The organism is Streptomyces sp. S4.7, from assembly GCF_010384365.1.
Taxonomy (GTDB): Bacteria; Actinomycetota; Actinomycetes; order Streptomycetales; family Streptomycetaceae; genus Streptomyces.
In genome coordinates, this window is sequence record NZ_CP048397.1 from 2,984,343 (window position 1) to 2,999,119 (window position 14,777).

A 14,777-nucleotide genomic window follows, 5' to 3' on the forward strand; every position below is an offset into this window, starting at 1 on the left:
GCCCGTCCGGCGATCGGGGACACCCACACCCGGCCCGCACACAGGAGCGCACCCGGTGCACAGGTCACCAGGTGCGCTCCGCCGCGAACTACCCGCTCAGGCGTCGTAGTTGTCGTCGAACCGGTCACGCGCGTCCTGCGCACGCGCCTGCTCGTCGGCCGCCCCGCCCGCCCCCACGAGCCCCTTGCCCACCCCGCCGAGCCGTGCGTCGAGGCTCCGCATGTGCCGGCTCCCGACGGTCGCGATGACGCCGGGCAGATATCCGCGTACGGACTGCATGCCCCGCAGCCACCACTGCGCGTACACATGCGCCGAACGCCGCTCGATCCCCGTCACCAGGCGCTCGACGGCGGGCCCGAGCGGGTATGTCCTGTTGGCCGGCCACGGCAGCCGCCGCCGCATCTCGCGCATCACCTCGTCCTCGTCGGCGCCGCGCACCATGTCGGTGTCGGTCCAGGAGAGATAGCCGACGCCGACGCGCACGCCCCTGTAGCCGACCTCGGCGCGCAGACTGTGCGCGAAGGCCTCGACGCCCGACTTCGAGGCGCAGTACGCGCTCATCATCGGCGCCGGCGTGATCGCGGCGAGCGAGGCGATCTGGAGGAAGTAGCCGCGGCTCTCCATCAGTACGGGCAGGAACGCGCGCGCCGTCACCGCGCCGCCGATGAGGTTCACCTCGATGACGCGCCGCCAGGCGACGGGGTCGGAGTCCAGGAAGGGGCCGCCCGCCGCCACGCCCGCGTTGGCCACGACGATGTCGACCTTCCCGAAGCGCTGTTTGACCTCCTGGGCGACGCGGGTCATCGCCTCGTGGTCGGTGACATCGGCGTACCAGTGCTCGCACTCGGTGTGGAGCCTGCTCGCCACGTCCTTGAGCTCGTCGGCCTCCAGGCCCACCAGCGCCACCCTGGCGCCGCGCGCCGAGAGCTTGCGGGCCAGCAGTTCGCCCACACCACGTGCCGCGCCGGTGACGACGGCGACCTGCCCCTCCAGGCTGACCCGGCTCATACGGCACTCTCCTCGGTCGCGTTGTCCGCCGCCGCCCGCTCGGCCGTGAGGTGGTCGTCCACCAGTCCCCGGAGCACGGCGGTCACCGCCTCGGGCGCCTCCACGGGCGTCATGTGTCCCATACCCGTCAGCTCGGTGAGGCCGGCGCAGTCGGGCAGCGCCTCCGCGAGCCTGCGTGCCAGCACCGGCGGCGTCAGCCGGTCGGCCGTCCCCGCGATGACCGCCGTGGGAATCCTCAACTCGCCCACTTGCGCGTCGAGATCGAGTTCACCGAGGACATGCGACCAGGCCACCCGTACCGGGCGCGGACACGCGTGGACTATTCGCGCGCAGGTGTCGACCCGGTCGGGCGCCGTGCCGGGCCCCATGGTCCCGTACCGCAGTATCCGCTTCGAGACCCCCGTGACCGGCCCCAGCGGGGCCCGCGCGCCGAGGATCAGGCGGGTCAGCCGGGTCCGTACGCGTCCGGGGCGCATCGGTACCACCCGCGACTCGGCCACCAGCTTCGAGCTGCCCGTGCTGCACAGCAGCGCGGCGGCCGCGTGCTCCCGGAAGGCGGGCCGCGCCGAGGCGGCCATCAGCGTCATGCCGCCCATGGAGTGCCCGGCCAGTACGGCCTTCTCGCCCGGCGCCAGGGTGGCGCCCAGCACCGCCTCCAGGTCGTCGGCGAGCGCGTCCGTGGTGTAGCCGCCGCGGCCCACGGCGGGTGAACGGCCGTGCCCGCGCTGGTCGTAGACGATCACGCGGTGGTCGGCGGAGAGAGCGTCTGTCTGCGCGGCCCAGAAGAGGGTCGAGCAGGTCCACCCGTGGGCGAGGACGATCGCGGGCGCCCCCTCGGAGCCGTACACCTCTATGTGCAGGCGCGAGCCGTCGGCCGAACGCGCGGTCAGTTCACGGGGGTTGGGTGTCGTCGTCATCGAAGTGCCTCCCTGTCGCGCGGCTTTCCGGTCCGTGCCGGTACGACGTCGTACTCCCTCAGGTCGACGGCCCGTGTCGCACGGCGGAACTCGGTCGTCGTCCCCGGCCAGATGGTGGTGTTGCGCCCGTTGTCGTCCAGGTACCAGCTGGTGCAGCCGCCGGTGTTCCACACGGTGCGCTTCATCCGCTCCTGTACACGGTGGTTCCAGGCGTCGACCGCCGCCGGACGGGGCGTGAGCGCGGCGCCCGGACCGAGCGAGCCGAGGGTGCGCAGATAGTCGCCGAGATAGCTGAGCTGGGCCTCGATCATCAGGATCATCGAGGAGTTGCCGAGTCCGGTGTTGGGCCCGATGACGGTCATCCAGTTGGGGAACCCGGCGGCGGTCGCGCCGCGCAGCGACTCCATCCCGTCCTTCCACGCCTCGGCGAGCGTGATCCCGTCCGCTCCCACCACCCGCTCGGCGATGGGCATGTCGGTGACGTGGAAGCCGGTGCCGAAGATGATCGCGTCGACCTCGGTCTGCGCGCCATCGGCGCCCACGACCGCCGACCCGCGCACCTCGGCGAGCCCGGAGGACACGACATCCACATTGGGCCGCGCGAGCGCCGGATAGTACGTACTGGACAGCAGGATCCGTTTGCAGCCGATCCGGTACGAGGGGGTCAGCCTGGCCCGCAGTGCCGGGTCCTTGATCGCACGCGCGATGTTGGCCTTCGCGACGCGCTCGACGAGCCCCAGCTCATCGGGGCGCTTGGTGAACGCCTGGACCTGCAACTCCCTGATGCCCCAGAGCAGTCCGCGCCGCGCGACGGCGGTGGCCGGCACCTTGCGGTGCAGCCACCGCTCGGCACCGGAGATGGCCCGGTCGGCGCGCGGCAGGACCCATGGCGGCGTGCGCTGGAAGAGCGTCAGCCTGGCCACGTCGGGCTGGATGGCCGGCACGATCTGGATCGCCGACGCGCCGGTGCCGATCACGGCGACGCGCTTGCCCCGCAGGTCGTAACCGTGGTCCCAGCGCGCGGAGTGGAAGACCTTGCCCGGGAACGAGTCGAGTCCGGACACCTCCGGCACCTTGGGGTCCGACAGCGGCCCGGTGGCGGAGACCACGACGTCCGCCGTGATGATCCCGCGCGAGGTCTCGATCTCCCAGTGCGCCGCCTCGGTGATCCAGCGCATCAGCAGCACCTCGTGGTTCAGCCGGAGGTGCGGCCGGAGCCCGAAGGTGTCGGTGAGGTGCTCCAGGTAGGCGCGGATGTGCGACTGGCCGGAGAAGACGCGCGGCCAGTCGGGGTTGGGCGCGAAGGAGAACGAGTACAGGTGCGAGGGCACGTCGCAGGCACAGCCCGGATAGCTGTTGTCGCGCCAGGTGCCGCCGACCGAGTCGGCCCGTTCCAGGACGACGAAGTCGGTGATCCCCTCGCGTCGCAGCCGGACGGCGGCTCCCAGGCCACCGAATCCGGATCCGATCACCGCCACCCGTACGTGCTCGTGTTTGGCCATGCCGCCGCCTCCCGCCGGAGTTTCGCACCGGACCACGCCAGTAATCACTGGCACTGTTAAGAGAGTAGGGCAGCTCCTTACTCGTGGGTAGGGGTCGGACGAGAAAAGTCACCGGCGGTAGGACGCGGCGGCGAGACATAGGCTGGACGCCATGTCCGACCAGGAGGAAGCCCGCGAGGAGCCCCGCGAGTACCGCATGAAGGAGCTGGCCGACGCGGCCGGCATCACGGTGCGCACGGTGCGCTTCTACCGCGAACGCGGCCTCATCCCGCCGCCCCGCAGGGAGGGCCGCATCGCCTGGTACGACGCCCACCACCTGGCCAGACTGCGTACGATCGCCGCCCTGCTGGAACGCGGCCACACCCTCAACGGCATCGCCGACCTCGCCACCGCCTTCGAGAGCGGACGCGACGTGGGCGAGGTCCTCGGCCTCGGCGAACCGACCGAGGAGACACCGGTCCGCCTCACCCCCGAGGCCCTGGCCGACCACTTCGAGGGCGAGGTCACGGCGGAGAACCTGGCCACCGCGCTCGAACTCGGCTATCTCGCCACCGACGGCGACGACCTCGTCCACATCAGCCGCCGTCTGCTGGACGTCTCCGCCGCCCTGGTCCGCGAGGGCGTCCCCCTGGCGGCGGTCTTCGACGCGGCCCGCCAGGTCCGGACCCACGCGGACGCGCTGGCCGAACTCTTCGCGACCACGCTCCAGACCCACGCGGGCGCGACGGACCCGCGGACACTGCGCCCCCTCGCCAAGAGCGTGGTGGACGCGGAACTCTCGATGGCCCTGGACCGCCACCTGCGGAAGGGCTGACGCCCGTTACCCCTGCTCGTAGGCGACGCTGACCGGCGCGTGGTCGCTCCAGCGCTCCGCGTGGGTCGCCGCCCGCTCCACCCACGCCTTCACCGCGCGCCCGGCCAGCCCCGCCGTCGCCACGTGGTAGTCGATGCGCCAGCCCGTGTCGTTGTCGAAGGCACGCCCCCGGTAGGACCACCAGGTGTACGGCCCGGTCTCGTCCGGGTGCAGGGCGCGGACCACGTCCACGTACGCCGCCTCGTCGAAGACCCGCGTCAGCCACGCGCGCTCCTCGGGCAGGAAGCCCGACTCCTTGCGGTTGCCCTTCCAGTTCTTGAGGTCGGCCTCCTGGTGCGCGATGTTCCAGTCGCCGCAGACCAGCACCTCCCGCCCGTCGGCCGCCGCGCGCTCCTTGAGGCCGACGAGGTACTGGAGGAACTCGTCCATGAACCGGACCTTCTGGTCCTGGCGCTCCGTGCCCACGTCACCCGACGGCAGATACAGGCTCGCCACCGTCACACCGGGCAGATCGATCTCGACGTACCGCCCGCTGGTGTCGAACTCCGCGCTCCCGAAGCCGATCCGCACCCGCTCCGGCTCCCGCCGCGAGTAGAGCGCGACGCCCGCCCGGCCCTTGTCGGCCGCCGGCGCGAACACCGTGTGCCACCCCTCGGGCTTCCGCACCGCCTCGGTGAGCTGATCCTCCTCGGCGCGCACCTCCTGGAGGCAGACCACATCGGCACCGGTCCCGGCCAGCCACTCGACGAAGCCCTTCTTCGCGGCGGCCCGGAGCCCGTTCACATTCACGGATGTCACAGTGAGCATTCCGGCACCCTACCCAGGCTCTACGATCGATGCCGTGGCCATCCAGATACGTCAGGTCCCCGCCGACCACCCCGACGCCGTGAAGCTCGACGCCGAGGTCCAACTCGAATACGCGGCGCGTTACGAGAGCGAGGGTGACGCCACCGTGCTCCACCCCCGGATGTTCGACCCGCCCCAGGGGCTCTACCTCCTCGCCTACGACGCCGACGACCGCCCGGTCGCCACCGGCGGCTGGCGGTCGCAGGAGGCCAATGACGAGGGCTACTCGGACGGCGACGCCGAGATCAAGCGGATGTACGTGACGGTGGAGGCGCGCGGCCTCGGGCTGGCCCGCCGTATCCTCGCGCGGCTGGAGGAGGACGCCCGCGCGGCGGGCCGTACCCGCATGGTGCTGGAGACGGGCACCAAGCAGCCGGAGGCGATCGCCCTCTACCGGTCCAGCGGCTACACGGACTGCTCGAAGTTCGGCCACTACCGGCACGACCCGCTCAGCATCTGCCTGGCGAAGCCGCTGGGCTGAGTGCCGGTCCCGGCACACGACGGAGCCCGGTCCGGCAGCCGTGCTGCCGGACCGGGCTCCGAGGCGGATGGTCAGCCGTTGTTGACGCCGTTCGCCGAGAGGACCGGAATGTCCTCCAGGATGTGCGAGAGGGGCTCGTCGCCCTTCGCCTGCGTCGAGTTCTCGACACACTGCTGGTTCTGCGGGGAGGACAGGACATTGACGTCCTGGACCGCGATCGGGATGGCGCCCACGAGCGAACCGACGTTGGCCTTGACGGGCAGACCGATGCAGGGCTTGTTGAGCGTGCCCTGCACAAGGCTGAGCTGCGGGCTCATGTCCCCGTGGGTCTCCGAGTTGCCGAACTCCTGCTCGGCTCCGTTACCACTGAGCGACGTCGTACCCGTGTCGTTGCCGAGTGCCAGCGCCGGCGACGCGGTGGCGGCGAGACCGCCGACCATCGTGGCGGCTACCGCGGCCGTTGCCCACAGCTTCTTCATTTTGTTGCCTTTCCAGAATTTCGGCACCCCACCGGTGGAGTGCCGTTTCGTTCAACTCGCCGCGCGACGTTTGGTTGCTCCCATGCCCCCGAACGGCCCATAAGGCATATCGGCGGGTCGCGCGGCATGAACACCACCGGGTCACCGCTGAATTCGGCGATGACCCGGCAGTGGTGGCTCAGTGGCGAGATCAGCCGTTGCCCGCACCGTTGGCGGACAGGATCGGGATGTCGTTCAGCAGGTGCGACAGCGGCTCGTCGCCCTTCGCCTGCGTCGAGTTCTCGACACACTGCTGGTTCTGCGGAGAGGACAGGACGTTGACGTCCTGGACCGCGATCGGCACGACGCCCAGCAGGGAACCGGCGTTGACCTTGGCAGGGAGGCCGATGCAAGGCTTGTTCAGCGAGCCCTGGATGAGCGCCATCTGCGGGCTCATGTTCCCGTACGTCGCGGAGTTGCCGTACGACTGCGTGGCACCGTTGCCGCTGAGCGACGTGGTGCCGGTGTCGTTGCCGACGGCGGAAGCGGACGGCGCGGCCATGGCCGACATGCCGACAACGGAAGCAGCGATGGCCGCGGAGGCCATAACCTTCTTGATCACGATGAGTCCCCTTCTGAAGAATGCCCCAAAGTTCCGGGGCGCCATGAGCAACTACTTTCTGAAGGTTTGGTTATCGCGATTCACTCCAACGGCCCATTAAGCACTCAATCAGTCCGCATGCCGCCCACAATCCGAACGAGTGAAGCAGCGGAACCAAACCCGGGGCATTCGGTTGGGCAGGCCGCATCACCTGCATTTCTTGAGAAGAAGGAACCAACCGTGATCAAGAAGATTCTGGCGGCCGCGGCGGTCAGCGCCTCCGTGGTCGGCGTCTCCGCCGCGGCGGCGGCGCCCGCCCTCGCTGTCGGCAACGACACCGGCACCACGTCACTCAGCGGCAACGGCGCCAAGCAGGCCTTCGGCAACTCCGCGACCAAGGGCGACATGAGCCCGCAGCTCAGCCTCGTGCAGGGCACGCTCAACAAGCTCTGCGTCGGCCTGCCGGCCAAGGCCAACGTCGGCTCCCTCGTCGGCGTTCTGGTGCCGGTCGCGGTCCAGGACATCAACGTCCTGTCCTCCCCGCAGAACCAGCAGTGCGCCGAGAACTCGACGCAGGCGAAGGGCGACGAGCCCCTCTCGCACATCCTGGAGGACATTCCGGTCCTCTCGGCGAACGGCGTCAACAACGGCTGACAGCCAGAGCCGTTCCGGTGCCATTCCGGGTCGACGGAGGCCGGCCGGGGCGAATTCGCCCGGGCCGGCCTCCGTGTCGTACAGGCTTCACCCGCCCTCGCAGAAACGTCATTTCGCGTGGCGATCGGGTGAACCAACAAAGGCCATAAATCAGGGCAGTTTCCTCATAAGCGCGTACTCGTTGGAGTTCCAGCAGCGGCGGTGCGGGCCGATCGGGCTGTGTTCGCGTGGCATCGGAGTCACGCGCGCGACCCCGTTGCGGAAAGGGCTCAACCATGAATGGCAAAAGGGCAGCCACGATCGTCGCGGGCGTTCTCCTGTCGGTCGGTGCCGCGGCGCCGGCGATGGCCGACGCGGGCGCCGAAGGTGCCGCCGTGGGCTCCCCGGGCGTCCTGTCCGGCAATGTCGTCCAGGTCCCCGTGCACGTTCCCGTCAACCTGTGCGGCAACAGCATCAACGTGATCGGTCTGCTGAACCCCGCCTTCGGCAACACCTGCGTCAACGCCTGACGTTCCGACGTCCGTCCTCTGAAGGGCGCTGAAACGCCCTGAGGGGCACCGGCCGGTCCCAGGGCGCACTGCCAGAACGCGCTTCGGGATTGGCCTCGGTCCACACCGATACACAGATACACCAACGCACCGGCGAGACACCGGCGATATCAGGAGAACAGATGCGAGAACTCATCGGCAAGGGACTGCTCACCGCCGCGGCGGCGTCGAGCGTGCTGACCATGAGCGGTGGGTACGCCCAGGCCACCGACAGCGGCGCCACCGCCGCCGGGTCCCCGGGGCTGCTGTCGGGCAACAGCGTCCAGGCGCCCGTCGAGATCCCGGTCAACGTGTGCGGAAACACGGTGAATCCCGTCGGTGCGGGCAACCCCGCCTTCGGCAACGGCTGCGGCAACTCCTCCGGTGCGCACGCGGCGCCCAAGCCCGGTCACCAGGCTCCCGCCAAGCAGCACGGCACACGCACCGAGCCCGCGGCCCACGCCGCGCCGGCCCAGGGCCCGCACTCGGGACCGGCCCGCGGCGGCCACGACAGCCAGGCCGGCTCGACGCACGGCGCCAACCCCCACGGGCACGGCGGCGGTTCGCCCAAGGAGCAGGCCCACCACGCGAGCCCCGCCGCCCACGCCGGCCACAGTGGGTCGTCGGCCTCCGGAGCGGCGCTCAACTCCCCGGGTCTGCTGTCCGGGAACCTCGTCCAGGCCCCGCTCGCCGTTCCGCTGAACATCTGCGGCAACAGCGTGGACCTGGTCGGCGTACTGAACCCGGCCTTCGGCAACTCCTGCGCCAACGGCGTCGAGAGCACCCCGGAGGCCCCGGTGCTCCCGCCGGCCCCGCACGACCCGACCGACCCGCGCGACCCGTCGAAGCCGCCCGGGGACCGCAACGTCGAGCCCCCGAACGCGCCCGGCCCCCACGGGCTCCCGGAGCAGCCGCGGGCCGTCCAGGAGGCGGGCGCCTTCGACCAGTTGGCCCAGACCGGCGCGGACACGAACCTGCTCGCCGGCGCGGCGATCAGTGCCGGGCTGCTGATCGGGGGCGGCATCCTCTACCGCCGCAACCGCCCCGGGGCGCGCGTCTAGTTCTGCCGGTCGGGTCCGTCCCGGCCGACGGACGGGCTCCGAGCCCGTCCGTCAGAACCTCTCCAGCCAGTTCGCCGGCGCCGCTCCGGCCGGGAGAATCTCCCGGAGTTCTCCCGGCCGCGTATCCCGGGGCCCCGTTCCCAGTCGGCGCCGCACCCCGCGTACCACCCGGCCCGCCGTGTACGTCGTGCCGAACACGAAGCGCATGGACGGCCCGAACGACGGCGCGCTCAGCAGTCCTGTCACGAACAGACCCGGGTGCGAGGTCTCGAAGACGGTGTCCGTGTCGGGGGCGGCGCTCGCGCCCACGGTGCGCAGCCTGCGGCGCAGCCGCTCGTCGAGCAGTCCGAGCCGGTCCAGGCGCGGGGTGAAGCCGGTGGCGGCGATGACATGGTCGGTCGTGACCGAGTCCACGGATCCGCGGGTGGAGACCAGGTCGAGCCGTACGCGGCCCCCGGCCGGGGCGGCGGCGGCGACGCTCTCGCCGAGCCGGACCTCGACCGCGGGTTCGAACCGCTCGCGCAGCCACCAGGCGCCGGCCGGGCCGAGCGCCGAGGTGAAGACGCGGGCCCGCGTCGAGGTGGGCAGCCGGTGGAAGAGGCCGGGGGTCCGCGCGTAGAGCCAGTTCCGCCAGCCGCAGCCAAGCCCCGTGTGCGGGGCGCGGGCGGCCTCGCCGAAGGGACGACGCAGGGGCGGCGGGAGGGTGTTCCAGTTCAGGTCGTGGGACCGGGCGACCACACGTACGGAGGTCCCCTGTTCCGCGAGGAGTGTCGCGGTCTCCAGCGCGGCCTGGCCCGCACCGACGACCGTCACGTCCATGCCCCTGAAGCGCGTCAGGTCCGCGTGGTCGACGCTGTGCGACACCCGCTCGGGCGGCAGGGCGCGGAGCGGGCCGGGGACATCGGCGAAGGGCCGGACGCCGACGGCGAGCACCACCGTACGGGCGAGGAAGGTCTCGCCGTCGCCCGCGGCATCGCCGTCGTCGACGGTGACCTCGAACCCGCCGCCGGCCCGGGGCCGTACGGCGGTGACGGTCCGTTCCTCCACCGGGGGCGCGGCGTTGGCGGCGAACCAGAGGCCGTACGAGGCGAAGAAGCCGACCGGAAGCGGGACACCGTGCCGGACCTGGACCCCCTTGGTGGTCGCGTAGGCGGCCAGCCCGAAGGCGCGCTTCGGGTCGGACAGGTTCGACGCCCACGGCTCCGACTTCAGGAGCATGCCCGGAGGCATCCCGTCCCGCCAGGCCGCCATCGGCCTGCCGAACACGCGTGGCTGGAGACCGGCCGCCGCCGCGTGCGAGGCGATGGACAGCCCGTACGGGCCCGCACCCACAACTACCAATTCCTGCATAGGAGTTCACCGCTCTCTCGGTTCTCTGACTTCTCGGGGGGACTGCTGGGGCGGCTGCCGCGGCCACGCGCCGCGCGCCGGAGCCAGGCCGCGGTCATGGCGTACGCGGGGCGCGGGTCGTCTCGCGCGAACCACGCCGTCTCCGTGCCCCCCGCCCGGACCCCACGGTCCGCCTCACGCCCCCTCGACCGGCCCCGGCGTCCGGCCGTGGCGAGCGGGGAGAGCAGGGACAGCAGCGCGTAGTTCTCGACCACGAAAGTCCGTCCGTAGGCGGGGACCTGCGGTGGGACGGGGCGCCCGGTGAGGTCCAGATGCAGCGCCCGCACGACGTCCGTCCCCGACGCGTCGGTGAAGAGACGGAACTGGGCTCCGGGCCGCGGGTTGAAATCGAGCAGGTGGTACGCGCCGGTGTCGGGGTCGAGCCGGAAGTCCAGATCGACGATGCCCCGGTAGCCGAGCGCGGCGGTCACCTCGCGCCCGAGCCGCTCCACGGCGGGGTTGGGCAGCCATCGGCCGACCGCCGTCAGCCCCGCCCCGACCGGCCACGACCGTTCCTTGCGTCCCGTCGCGCCCATCAGAAGGGTGCCGTCACGACCGCGGTAGCCGTGGAAGAACCAGTCGAGGTCACGGCCCGGCGGCAGCCGCCGCTGGAGCAGCAGCCGGCTCCCCGACTCCGCACCGCGTGCGAACAGTTTTCGGGCCTCCCGGGGCGAGCGGACCACGACGGTGCTGCGCAGCCCGGATCCCTCGGGCAGCAGCCAGGGCCGGCTCCACTTGGCGACCACCGGCGGCCCGAGCGCCGACGCCGACCGCGCGGCATCCCCGGCGTCGTCGGGGACGACCGTGCGGGGATGCGGCAGGCCGAGCGCGCCGCAGATGGCGGCCAGCTCCGCCTTGTCCGCGACCCGCTCCGGCAGCCCCGGCGGCTGTTCGGGCAGGAGATAGCGGCCGGCCAGCCGGGGGCGCAGCCGGGCGGCCGAGATCGCGCTCAGATCGTCGAGCGGGACGAGGACGGCGGGGGCGCCGAGCCGATCCGAGATCCGCAGCAGCAGTTCGTGCAGTCGCTCGTCCTCGGTCCGGTTCGTCCGAGGGCCGGCCCAATCATCTGAGGCCCGGTCAGGTCGCGGATGCGCGCTGTGCAGATACCGGGATCCGGCGACCGGGCTCCGGAGCGACTCGATCACCGCGTGCACCGTGATCCCGGCCCGGCCGAGGGATCTGACGGCGCCGAGGGTCCCGTGGTGGAACGGATTCCGGTCGAGCCGCACGAGGACGGCGGGGACGGCGCTGTCAAAGCTCACCACTGCGGTGTCCTTCGTTTCGATGACCCATGCGAGGGATGGAATTCACGAACGGTCTACGGGAGCGGCCGACCGGATTCCCGATCGTCTTATTAGAAATACTTTTGGATGAGTGCGACCAAGGAACGCGTCCCCTCACGAGGAGCACACATGTCCTATCGGCGCCGACGGCTGATCAGCACCTGTCTGGGTGTCATCACGGCCGGCCTCCTTGTTTCAGGTTCCGTGCTGCCGATGGCGACCGACGCCGCCGGTCCCGATACTTCCGGCGCTCCCGCACCACCGGAAGTCAAATCAACGGCGGTCGGCGCATACCTCAATTACGGCCCCGAGGGCATCCGCCGCATGACCGAGATGCAGAAGTGGCTCGGCGGTACGGAACTGCGGGTCGGGCACACCTACCTCCCCGGCGACGTGTGGTCCAACATCGAGGGCAGCCCGAGCTTCCTGCGCGACTGGGCCGACTGGAAGAAGGCCGACGCCGACCGCATGTTCGTGCTCAACGTCCCCATGCTCGAACGCACCGAGGGCCGGGTCCCCGACCTGCTCGTACGCAGAGAGCTTCGCCGGGGCGCACGGGGCGACTACGACCGGCACTTCAAGGTGCTGGCCGAGCGCCTCGTCTCGCTCGGCGTGCCGGACACCGTCCTCGTACTCGGCTGGGAGATGAACGGCACGACGTACACGCACCGCTGCGGCCCCGACCCGACGGCGTGGAAGGCGTACTGGAAGCGGATCGTCGGCGCCATGCGCGCGGTGCCCGGCCAAGAATTCCGTTTCGATTTCGCTCCGAACCGCGGAAGGGACACCATCGCCTGGACCGAGTGCTATCCGGGCGACGACGTCGTGGACATCATGGGAATGGACTCCTACGACCAGCCGCCGGGAGGGACGTTCGACGAGCAGGTGAATGAGCCTTTCGGACTCCGTAAGCACGTGGAGTTCGCCGCTGAACATGGAAAGGTTATCTCCTATCCGGAGTGGGGCCTCTTCCGCAACGGCGACAATCCCACGTATATGCGGGGCATGCTCAAGTGGTTCGAACAGCACCGGCCGCTTTATCAGACGCTCACGGACTACTGCCCGCACGGCGTGTGGCAGTGCGGTACGAATCCGCAGGCGTCGAAGGTGTTCCGTGCCACGCTGTACGGGCTGAGGCCGGAGCCCGGCACGGGCACTCCCACAGTGCCCGTGCCCAGCACTCCGGCGAAGCCGGGAACACCCCTGAACTGCAACCAGCTGACGCCCAGTTCGTGGATCGAGGCCCTGCTCGGCGAGAAGGTCTGTCTCCGGGTCGGCAGCTGGGAGCGCTGGCTGTCCTGACCGCCCCGTCGCGGCGGCAGGGATCCCCCCGGAATCAGCCCTTGCCCTCGCCGCGGCGGGTCCGCTTCGCCAGGCCCGCCTTCATCGCCGGCAGCCGCTCGTTGACCAGGACGGCCGCCCGGTCGCGCGCGGCGGCCTGGGTGGCGACCAGCCGCAGCGAGGGGGCCAGCAGGCCGCGCGCCATCAGCAGTCGCCGGTTGCCGACCGTCTCCGGACGCCAGTGGTGCTTGTACGGCTCGTTGCCGCGCAGCATGCTCAGCGTCGGGCGTCCGTCTGCGCTGATCCGCCGGGCGCTCTCGCGCAGCAGCATCGTGGCGACGTCGACCTTCCGGTCGCGCAGCATCGGGTCGGCGCCGTACAGATAGCCGCCTCCGAGCCGCGGGGACATCAGGGTGAGGTCGGCGGCGACCACTTCGCCCGCGAGCAGGAATTCGGTGACCATCGCGTCGCCGTGCTCGACCATGGACCGCACGGAGCGGGTCAGATGCGCCGAGAAGCGGGCGCTGAGGTGTTCGGTGGTGACGCCGCGTCCCTGCCACTGGAGCCGGTGCAGATGCAGGAGGCGTTCGACGGCGGTCGGGATCTCGTCCGCGGGCACCACGCGCGCCTCGATGCCGAGCGAGTCGATCTTGCGGAGTTTGGCCCTGGCGCGCTGGGCGCGCGACGACGAGAGACGGCCGAGCAGTTCGTCCATGGGGACGGCGGGCAGTTCCAGACAGGACGAGTCCGGCAGCCGGTCGCGCGGGCCGTCCCAGCACTCGTAGACGCGTTCGGCGGCGGCTTCGGGCCGTACCTCCCGCAGGTCGATGACGGCGCCGCGCGCGGCGACGGCCAGGGCCTTGGCGAGCGCCGGGGCCGCGCTGTCGACGCAGTCGTCGTCGAGCAGGACGTCGGAGAAGTCGGAGATTCCGCCGCCGAGCTGGACCAGGACGGGGACCGGCCGGTGCGTCAGCATCAGCGGGGCCGCGGCGACGAGGGTGCCGCCGCGGCGTACGAGGACGACGCGGAGCCGGCCGGGGGTACCGTACGACAGCCACCAGGAGTGCAGCCAGGCGTGGCTCTGGAACGGGGTGGCCGGGCCGGAGCGGCGGTGCAGCGCGGTCCATTCGGCCGCGAGCGCGCCGAACCGGTCGGGATCCCGGCAGATCTCCGAGGTCAGTGGTGTGAGGGTGCCTCTGCGGACGGGTGTGGCCGGGGCCGTGCGCGCGCGCACGAAGATCCGCCGGACGGGTCCTTCGTTCCGGGTGGTCTGTTCGGTCGCCATCACACACTCTCCGTCTGCGGCACGGATGCCGTCGATGGGCCGGGGACCGTCGCGTGCGCCTCTTCGCGCCGGCGCTTGGGGCGGACCAGCACCCCGAGTCCGCCGAGCAGTCCGCCCGCGGCGGCGCCGACGAGCGCGGCCAGCGGCACGGACGGGGAGGCGGGGCTGGTGGGCTTGACCGCGCGGGAGAACTGGACCACCCGTACGTTCGTACTGCCCTGCATCTGGGTGCCGTTGAGCACCAGCGAGCGCGCGACGCCGTCGGCCATGCTGACGGCCGCCTGGGCGCCGCTGGACGTGGCCGTCACCGAGATCATCGGGGCGTCGGGCGAGGTGACAGTGGTGACGTTCTCCTTCAGGACCTTGGAGGAGACCCCGGCCCACACCTGGGCGTCGCCGACGGCGGCGACCTGCGAGGCGACCCGCCCGTACGCCTGCGCGAAGCCCAGCGCCGAGGCGGGGTCGGTCTTGTCGGTCGGTACGACGAGCACGTAGCTGGTGGCGGAGTACTGCGGGGTGCGCAGCATCCCGTACCCGCCGCCCGCGAGCGCCCCGATCAGGACGCCGACCGGCACGATCCACCAGACGGGCAGTGCCCTGATCCTCGCCAGGACGCGGCCGGGCCAACTGCCCGCGCGCCGTCGGCCGTTCTCGTTGTCGGTCATCGCTA

The 14,777-nt window shown here is 71.2% G+C and carries 16 protein-coding genes; 6 read left to right on the top strand and 10 right to left on the bottom strand.

Annotation, left to right across the window (positions count from 1 at the left end):
* Positions 1–96: 96 nt before the first annotated feature.
* Genes SSPS47_RS13010 through SSPS47_RS13020 form a run of 3 tightly spaced genes read right to left on the bottom strand, consistent with a single transcriptional unit; the run spans position 97 to position 3,427 of the window.
* A complete protein-coding gene (locus SSPS47_RS13010) occupies positions 97–1,008 on the bottom strand; it encodes an SDR family oxidoreductase (protein ID WP_164251200.1) in 912 nt (303 codons plus the stop codon).
* Positions 1,005–1,925, bottom strand: coding sequence for an alpha/beta hydrolase (locus tag SSPS47_RS13015; protein ID WP_164251202.1), 921 nt, complete (start codon positions 1,923–1,925; stop codon positions 1,005–1,007). The genes SSPS47_RS13010 and SSPS47_RS13015 overlap by 4 nt, the downstream gene beginning before the upstream one ends.
* Complete coding sequence (locus SSPS47_RS13020; protein ID WP_164251204.1) at positions 1,922–3,427, bottom strand: NAD(P)/FAD-dependent oxidoreductase; 1,506 nt, start codon at positions 3,425–3,427, stop codon at positions 1,922–1,924. Before SSPS47_RS13020 ends, SSPS47_RS13015 begins: the two co-directional genes overlap by 4 nt.
* A 151-nt stretch (positions 3,428–3,578) precedes the next feature.
* Between SSPS47_RS13020 and SSPS47_RS13025 the strand changes: the two genes are divergently transcribed.
* Positions 3,579–4,241, top strand: a complete 663-nt coding sequence (locus SSPS47_RS13025) for a MerR family transcriptional regulator (protein WP_239064879.1) — start codon at positions 3,579–3,581, stop codon at positions 4,239–4,241.
* Between the two features lie 6 nt (positions 4,242–4,247).
* Here SSPS47_RS13025 and SSPS47_RS13030 read toward each other — a convergent pair whose 3' ends face one another.
* On the bottom strand, positions 4,248–5,048 hold the full coding sequence (locus SSPS47_RS13030; protein ID WP_164251206.1) for an exodeoxyribonuclease III: 801 nt from the start codon (positions 5,046–5,048) through the stop codon (positions 4,248–4,250).
* A 40-nt stretch (positions 5,049–5,088) separates the two neighbouring features.
* Between SSPS47_RS13030 and SSPS47_RS13035 the strand changes: the two genes are divergently transcribed.
* Positions 5,089–5,568: a GNAT family N-acetyltransferase gene (locus tag SSPS47_RS13035; RefSeq protein WP_164254550.1), complete on the top strand. Its 480-nt coding sequence runs from the start codon at positions 5,089–5,091 to the stop codon at positions 5,566–5,568.
* 71 nt (positions 5,569–5,639) lie between these two features.
* On the opposite strand, the gene SSPS47_RS13040 is transcribed toward SSPS47_RS13035, so the two are convergent.
* Both SSPS47_RS13040 and SSPS47_RS13045 read right to left on the bottom strand, forming a co-directional pair.
* A complete protein-coding gene (locus SSPS47_RS13040; RefSeq protein ID WP_164251208.1) occupies positions 5,640–6,047 on the bottom strand; it encodes a rodlin in 408 nt (135 codons plus the stop codon).
* Positions 6,048–6,237: 190 nt separating this feature from the next.
* Complete coding sequence (locus SSPS47_RS13045; RefSeq protein ID WP_164251210.1) at positions 6,238–6,648, bottom strand: rodlin; 411 nt, start codon at positions 6,646–6,648, stop codon at positions 6,238–6,240.
* A 219-nt stretch (positions 6,649–6,867) separates the two neighbouring features.
* On the opposite strand from SSPS47_RS13045, the gene SSPS47_RS13050 reads away from it, so the two are divergent.
* The 3 genes from SSPS47_RS13050 to SSPS47_RS13060 all read left to right on the top strand — a co-directional run bounded on the left by SSPS47_RS13050 (position 6,868) and on the right by SSPS47_RS13060 (position 8,869).
* Positions 6,868–7,281, top strand: coding sequence for a rodlin (locus SSPS47_RS13050; protein ID WP_164251212.1), 414 nt, complete (start codon positions 6,868–6,870; stop codon positions 7,279–7,281).
* A gap of 275 nt (positions 7,282–7,556) precedes the next feature.
* Positions 7,557–7,790 carry a chaplin gene (locus SSPS47_RS13055; protein WP_164251214.1) on the top strand — a complete coding sequence of 78 codons (234 nt, stop codon included), beginning with the start codon at positions 7,557–7,559 and terminating at the stop codon, positions 7,788–7,790.
* A 161-nt stretch (positions 7,791–7,951) separates the two neighbouring features.
* Positions 7,952–8,869, top strand: coding sequence for a chaplin family protein (locus tag SSPS47_RS13060; RefSeq protein ID WP_164251216.1), 918 nt, complete (start codon positions 7,952–7,954; stop codon positions 8,867–8,869).
* Between the two features lie 51 nt (positions 8,870–8,920).
* On the opposite strand, the gene SSPS47_RS13065 is transcribed toward SSPS47_RS13060, so the two are convergent.
* Both SSPS47_RS13065 and SSPS47_RS13070 read right to left on the bottom strand, forming a co-directional pair.
* The gene (locus SSPS47_RS13065) at positions 8,921–10,219 is read right to left on the bottom strand and encodes an FAD-dependent oxidoreductase (RefSeq protein ID WP_164251218.1); all 1,299 of its coding nucleotides are present in this window, start codon (positions 10,217–10,219) and stop codon (positions 8,921–8,923) included.
* Positions 10,204–11,523, bottom strand: a complete 1,320-nt coding sequence (locus tag SSPS47_RS13070) for an ATP-grasp domain-containing protein (RefSeq protein ID WP_164251220.1) — start codon at positions 11,521–11,523, stop codon at positions 10,204–10,206. The genes SSPS47_RS13065 and SSPS47_RS13070 overlap by 16 nt, the downstream gene beginning before the upstream one ends.
* A 147-nt stretch (positions 11,524–11,670) precedes the next feature.
* Here SSPS47_RS13070 and SSPS47_RS13075 point away from each other — a divergent pair, with 147 nt between their 5' ends.
* Positions 11,671–12,843 carry a glycosyl hydrolase gene (locus SSPS47_RS13075; protein ID WP_164251222.1) on the top strand — a complete coding sequence of 391 codons (1,173 nt, stop codon included), beginning with the start codon at positions 11,671–11,673 and terminating at the stop codon, positions 12,841–12,843.
* Between the two features lie 34 nt (positions 12,844–12,877).
* Here SSPS47_RS13075 and SSPS47_RS13080 read toward each other — a convergent pair whose 3' ends face one another.
* Together SSPS47_RS13080 and SSPS47_RS13085 are read right to left on the bottom strand one after the other, a co-directional pair.
* On the bottom strand, positions 12,878–14,107 hold the full coding sequence (locus tag SSPS47_RS13080; RefSeq protein WP_164251224.1) for a GNAT family N-acetyltransferase: 1,230 nt from the start codon (positions 14,105–14,107) through the stop codon (positions 12,878–12,880).
* On the bottom strand, positions 14,107–14,772 hold the full coding sequence (locus SSPS47_RS13085; protein WP_164251225.1) for a lipopolysaccharide biosynthesis protein: 666 nt from the start codon (positions 14,770–14,772) through the stop codon (positions 14,107–14,109). The genes SSPS47_RS13080 and SSPS47_RS13085 overlap by 1 nt, the downstream gene beginning before the upstream one ends.
* Positions 14,773–14,777: the final 5 nt, after the last annotated feature.